Raw genomic sequence first — 5,841 nt, forward strand, 5'->3', positions numbered from 1 at the left:
TCGCCTCGAACGGGATGGGCCGGCTACCGCCAGCGGCGTTCATCAGGATGTCGATGTGGCCCAGTTCCGCCAGAGCACGGGCTGCTAGATCCTCCGATGCACCATCCGGGTAGAAATCAGCCTTCAGGGCCTTCATCGCCGTGCCACCGGCCGCGACTACCTCGGCGGACGCGGCCTCGATCATCTCCACGCGGCGGGCGGCGGCAACCACCTGCACGCCCTCCATCGCGAGCATACGTGCCACCATGCCGCCGATACCCTGGCTGGCGCCGGTCACCAGGGCGGTGCGGCCCTTCAATCCGAGATCCATCGCGTTTACGCCCTATCTAACGAAGTTGTTGGTGTAGGTCTTGGACAGGTCGACCTTGACCCCGGCCACGCTGGGCACGACGGCCTGCAGCACGGTGAGTGGCGTTTGCAGGTCCGCCAGGTCAAACGCACCGTCGGGCGAGAACATGTCGACCGACTCCTTGATCATCGTGGTGAAGGCTGAGCGGTCCCCCAGCACGTCCTCCGGCCGCAGTGCCGAAACGATCTGCTCGGGCGTGCTGATGGCGATGAAATGCAACGCTTTCTTCATGGCAGCGGCCACACTGCGCATCGTATCAGGCTGGGCGGCCAAGGTGCCGCCCTTGCTGTAGAGCGTGGCACCCGCATAGGGCCCGCCGAAGGCCGCTTCCGTTCCCGCCTTCGTGCGGCAGTCGACTAGGGTGTGCGTCAGGCCACGGCTCTGCATCAGGGTGGCCGCCGGGTCGAAGGTGACGATGGCGTCGACCAGCTTGTTCTCGATCGACGCCACGGCAGTGTTGCCGGAGCCGACGCCGACCAAGCGCAGGCTGGACGGGTCGATGCCGGAGCGTTTGGCGTAGTAGCGGATGAAGAAGTCGCCGGACGCGCCGAGGCCAACGATGCCGATACGGTGCCCGACCAGGTCCTTGGCGGAATTGACCGTGTCGGCCAGATCGGCACGTACGGCCAGCACCATGCCGGGATAGCGGCTGAGCAGCACGAAGGACACGACGTCCTGGTTCTGGGCACGCACCTCCACCGTGTGATCGAAATAGCCGGCTACGATGTCGCTTGACCCGCCGAGCAGCGCCTGCATCGCCTTGCCGCCGCCGCCCTGGATGTTCTGCACCGTCACGTCCAGCCCGGCGTCTTTGAAGTAGCCGAGCGGCCCAGCAAGCAGCACAGGCAGGTAGGTAATCAGATAGCTGCCGATCGTGATGGTTAATTTCGTCGGGGCCGCCCGCGCCGGCCTGACCAGCGTCACGCCCCCAAGCGCTGTGCCTCCGAGCGCGGCGGCACCGCGCAGAACGCCACGCCGTGTCGAGCTCACGATGCCACCGCCGCGTCGACAAACCGCTCGGTGTAGGTTTGACGGATGTCGACGTTGCCGGCCGCGACGATCGGCGAAGCCTCCTTCATCACGGTGGCAACGCGTTGCAGGTCGGTCAGGTCGAACTTGCCCTCCGGCGTGAACATGTCGCGAGACGCATCGACCACACGCTCGAACGTCGGCTTGTCCGTGAGGTAGTACTTGTCCGGCAGATGATCGGCGATCTCCGTCGCACTTGCCTTGCCCATCCACCGCAGGGTGCGGACGAAGGCGTCGACCATGCGCTGCACGGTCACCGGGTTAGCCTCCATGAAGCGACGGGTGACGAACAGCACGGTGGACGGGTAGTTACCGCCAAACGCCTGCAGCGAGCCGGCCTGGGAGCGGGTGTCGACCAAGCCGTAGACCAGGCCCTTCTGTGCCAGCAGGGTGTACGCGGGGTCGAACGCCACCAGTGCGTCAATCGTCTTGTGCTCGATCGCGGCGATCGCCGTCGCGCCGCCACCGACCGCGATGGTCGTGACATCGCGCGGCTGCAGCCCACTGCGGCCCGCGAAGTAGTGAACCAGAAAGTCGCTGGACGCGCCCAGGGCGGACACGCCGACCTTACGCCCCTTTAAGTCGGCCGGGGTGCGGATGACATCCTTCAGGTCAGTGCGCACGCCGAGTACCCAACCGGGGTTGCGGGTGACAAGCACGACGCTGACCACGTCCTTGCCTTGCGCCTGGACCTCGATCGTGTGGTCGTAGTAGGCGAACACCGCGTCCGTCGACCCGCCGAGCAGCGCCTGCACCGGGGCGGAGCCGCCGGCGTTGAAGTTCTGCACGGTAACGTTCAGACCGGCGTCCTTGAAGTAGCCGAGGTTGTCGGCCAGCGGCAGCGGCATCAGCCCGAGCAGGAACGTTCCGTAGCCGATCGTGACGTTCGCCCGTTCCGGTGCGGCGGCGATCTGCGCGCGGGCCGCCAGGGGCAGCGCCGCGTCAGTCAGGGACAGCACCGTGGCGCCGGCCAGAAGGGTTCGACGGTTGATGAGCATGATCAGCCTCCTTGAGCCGGAGCCCGGGCGACGCAGTACTGGAACGCGTGAATGGCAAACATCGTGCCGTCTCTGGGCAACATGTCGCCCGGTGCGGTGGCGAGCGGGGCGAAGTCGGCCGGATCGGTCGCTTCCACCAACACCGCCCAGTCGGCACCCTGGTCGGCCGATCCCGTCTCCCGCACCGCGTCCATGCGCGCGCGTACCGCAGGCGCGGCCTCCAGCAGATGGCAGCCTACCACCCGTGGATTGCGCTGCAGCGCGGGGAACAGCTGGTCCACGATCGCCGCCCGCAGCGCGTCGGCTCCCTCTAGAGGTGGCGTCACGCGGAGGGTCGCCATCAGGCCAGCCTCGCCACGCCCGGCGCTGTGCGTGATATCGAACGTCATGCGTGCGACGTTGCGGAAGGCGGGGCGCACCTGGTGGGTGGCCGGGCTCACCGTGTGCACCAAACTTAGGTAGCCGGGCCCGGCGAGCGCGTCCGCGGTGTCGGCCTCGAACAAGGTAAAGTAGCGTGGCGCGCCCTGCACGGCGACAAAGCGGCGGGCTCGGTGGAAGCCCGCGACATCGATCCGTTCCGGCATGTGCTCGCCGATGTACCAGGCATCGGCCAAGTCCTGCTTGTCCGGCAGGATGTCGATCCATAGCGCCAGCGCACCCTTGCCGATCAGTGTGCCCATTATGTCATCCCTGGTTGGCGTTGAGCGCGGGGGCGCGCCAGGTGACCAGTCGCCGCTCCAGCAGGCTGACACAGCCGTCCAGCAGCAGAACGAAGGCAGACAGCACCGTCATGCCGGCGAACACCCCCACCGCATCGAACAGCCCGTCCGCTTCCGCGATACGATGGCCGATGCCGGCAGCCGACCCAAGGTACTCCCCCACCACCGCGCCGATCACCGCGAAGCCGATGGAGGCGCGCAGGCTGGACAGGATCCAGGTGGCGGCGGCCGGCAGGTACACGTGGCGCAGCATGGCCCCCCGCCCGGCGCCCAGGATCTGCGCGTTGGCGACCACGACCGGGTTCACCTCCTTCACGCCCTGGTAGGTGTTGAAGAAGGCGACGAAGGCGACCAGCGTGACGCCCAGCGCAACCTTGGACAGGATACCCAGCCCAAACCACAGCGCGAAGATCGGCGCCAGGATCACGCGCGGCAAAGCGTTCAGTGCCTTAATGAAAGGATCGGCGACCGCGGCAGCGAACGGCGCCAGCGCGAGCCACAGCCCGGCCGCGACCCCTAACAGCGTGCCGATGCCAAAGGCCAGGACCGTTTCCGTTAGCGTGATGGCTAGGTCGTTGTAGACGTCCGCCGAGCCGGCCCAGGCCACCACCCGGCGCAGGATCGCCGACGGCCGCGGCAGGAAGAACGGATCGATGAGGCCGGTGGCAGCCCCCAGCTCCCATCCCGCCAGCACGAGCACCAGCAGCGTCAGCTGCCAGGTGCGCACGCGGCCTTGCCAGGTCATGCGCGCACCGTCGTGTGGCTGCGCATGACCTCGCCGCGCAGCACGTCCCAGATGTCCCGGTGCAACCGTAGGAATGGCTCGGTCAGCCGTATCTCCGCCACGTCCCGCGGCCGCGGCAGGTCGATCGCGAAGCTTGCCACCGGGTGGCTGGCCGGCCCGGCGGCCATAACGACGACGCGGTCACCAAGGGAAATCGCTTCCTCCAGGTCGTGGGTGATGAACACGACGGTGCTGCGCGCCTCTTCCCACAGGCGCAGCAGCTCGTTCTCCATCAGGTGGCGCGTGTGGATGTCGAGGGCGGAGAACGGCTCGTCCATTAAGAGGATGCGCGGCTGCATGATCAGCGTTTGTGCCAGCCCAACCCGCTTGCGCATGCCGCCCGACAACTGCCACGGGTAGCGCTCGCCGACCCCGGCCATGCCGATCTTGTCCAGCCAAGGGGCTGCCAGGGCGCGTGCCTCTGCCTTCGGCTTGCCCTTGAACAGGGGACCCAGCGCGATATTGTCCAGAACGGTGCGCCAGGGTAGCAGGCCGTCCTGCTGCAGCATGTAGCCAACGTCCCGGTTCAACCCACGCAGGGTCTGCCCGGACAGTGTGACGGTGCCGGTGCGTGGTTTCAGCAGGCCGGTAATGACGTTGAGGATAGTGCTCTTGCCGCAGCCGCTCGGCCCGACGATGCACAGGAACTCACCAGGGGGGACTGACAGATCGACATCGCGCACGGCGATGAAGTCACCAAAACCGATCGTGACGCCGTCGAAACGCACGGCATCGGCCGTCGTATCCGAATGTCGGTCGGCACCATACCCGCCGATGGCCATCGCGTTCCCCATCCCGGTCGGCTCCGTTACGGCGCCTTTGGATCAGTAAGGACGAGGTTGATGGTATAGTCAACTAGGCTACCAGTTAGCGACGTAGTAGTCTGGGTCATGTCCATCAGCCAGGCCGCCGACCGGTTCACCCCGATCTACATGCGCATTCAGGACCAGGTGCGCAGCCGCATCCTGTCGGGTGAACTGGCGGTTGGAGACCGTGTTCCGTCCGACACGGAACTGGCCGACGCGTTCCATACCACGCGCGCCACGGTGCGCCACGCGCTGACCCGGCTGGTGTACGAGGGCCTGATTGTTCGCCATGTCGGGCGGGGCTCCTACGTAGCGCCACGGCCACAGGTTGCCTCTCCCATAGATACCGAGAGCGTACGATCGTTCGAGGAACAGGTCGGCTTGTCAGACAGGCAAGTGACCTATCGCATGCTGGCTGACGAGATAGTGCCTGCCGACGAGCCCATCGCGCAGTGGTTGCAGCGGCCACCAGGCACGAAGCTGAGGCGGATCGCACGGCTGCGCTTGATCGACTTGGACTCTATCTGCTTGGACATACGTTTTCTGCCTGAGCCATTCGCGCAGGCAGTCACGTCTGACATGCTGGGACGACACTCGATGCACGCAATCATGAGTAGCCTAGTCGGGGAACGTATACCGGTGATCCTGGTCAACGTCACAGCCGAAACGGCCGATACCGAGACTGCGGCTCAACTGGGAGTCAAGCACGGTGCCGCCTTGCTGATACGAGAGCACGTCTACTTCGATCGGGAAGGTGAGCCAATCCTTTACGGCCGTCCACTTTACCGAGGAGACATCGGGCTCAGTTACCGCATGAAACAAGTCTAGTCCGATGGGCTGCACTGTTGCTGCAAAAAAGCCGTGCTGCACCTCCTAAATTGGGAAGCATCCACAGTTGGCCGATTCCGGTCCGGCAGATTTAGGGCAGTGTCGGCGAGATAGCTGCCGTTCATCTGGGTTGGGTGCCATCGGCCGGAGTCGACCAATGCCGGTTATAGAGCGCGGCGCAGGCGTGCCCGAAAGCGGACCCGGAGCATGGCGATCCAGTTAAAGAGTGATATTCAGTTTATCGATCGCTGATCAAGTTGGCGGGTTGAGCGGTATGATCGTAAAGCCGCTCTCTTCCAGACCTCTGATCAACTCATAAGCTTCCGCC

At 65.5% G+C, this 5,841-nt stretch carries 7 protein-coding genes; 1 reads left to right on the plus strand and 6 read right to left on the minus strand.

The genetic code is table 11. From position 1 onward, the window contains the following. The 6 genes from GSQ76_RS31440 to GSQ76_RS25540 all read right to left on the minus strand — a co-directional run. On the minus strand, nt 1–310 hold a 310-nt coding region (locus GSQ76_RS31440; RefSeq protein ID WP_216851294.1), incomplete at its 3' end, for an SDR family NAD(P)-dependent oxidoreductase. 12 nt (nt 311–322) lie between these two features. Beyond that, nucleotides 323–1,339, minus strand: a complete 1,017-nt coding sequence (locus GSQ76_RS25520; protein WP_158746912.1) for an ABC transporter substrate-binding protein — start codon at nt 1,337–1,339, stop codon at nt 323–325. Beyond that, on the minus strand, nt 1,336–2,376 hold the full coding sequence (locus tag GSQ76_RS25525) for an ABC transporter substrate-binding protein (protein WP_158746913.1): 1,041 nt from the start codon (nt 2,374–2,376) through the stop codon (nt 1,336–1,338). Before GSQ76_RS25525 ends, GSQ76_RS25520 begins: the two co-directional genes overlap by 4 nt. 2 nt (nt 2,377–2,378) lie before the next feature. Further along, nucleotides 2,379–3,056 (minus strand): hypothetical protein, encoded by a 678-nt coding sequence (locus GSQ76_RS25530; protein WP_158746914.1) that lies wholly within the window; start codon nt 3,054–3,056, stop codon nt 2,379–2,381. A gap of 4 nt (nt 3,057–3,060) precedes the next feature. Next, a complete protein-coding gene (locus GSQ76_RS25535) occupies nt 3,061–3,840 on the minus strand; it encodes an ABC transporter permease (protein WP_158746915.1) in 780 nt (259 codons plus the stop codon). Then, a complete protein-coding gene (locus GSQ76_RS25540; RefSeq protein WP_254070629.1) occupies nt 3,837–4,673 on the minus strand; it encodes an ABC transporter ATP-binding protein in 837 nt (278 codons plus the stop codon). The genes GSQ76_RS25535 and GSQ76_RS25540 overlap by 4 nt, the downstream gene beginning before the upstream one ends. A 96-nt stretch (nt 4,674–4,769) precedes the next feature. On the opposite strand from GSQ76_RS25540, the gene GSQ76_RS25545 reads away from it, so the two are divergent. After that, nucleotides 4,770–5,513 carry a GntR family transcriptional regulator gene (locus GSQ76_RS25545; RefSeq protein WP_158746916.1) on the plus strand — a complete coding sequence of 248 codons (744 nt, stop codon included), beginning with the start codon at nt 4,770–4,772 and terminating at the stop codon, nt 5,511–5,513. Nucleotides 5,514–5,841 lie beyond the last annotated feature (328 nt).

Origin of the sequence: Acidisphaera sp. L21 (assembly GCF_009765685.1) — a bacterium.
Taxonomy (GTDB): Bacteria; Pseudomonadota; Alphaproteobacteria; order Acetobacterales; family Acetobacteraceae; genus LMUY01.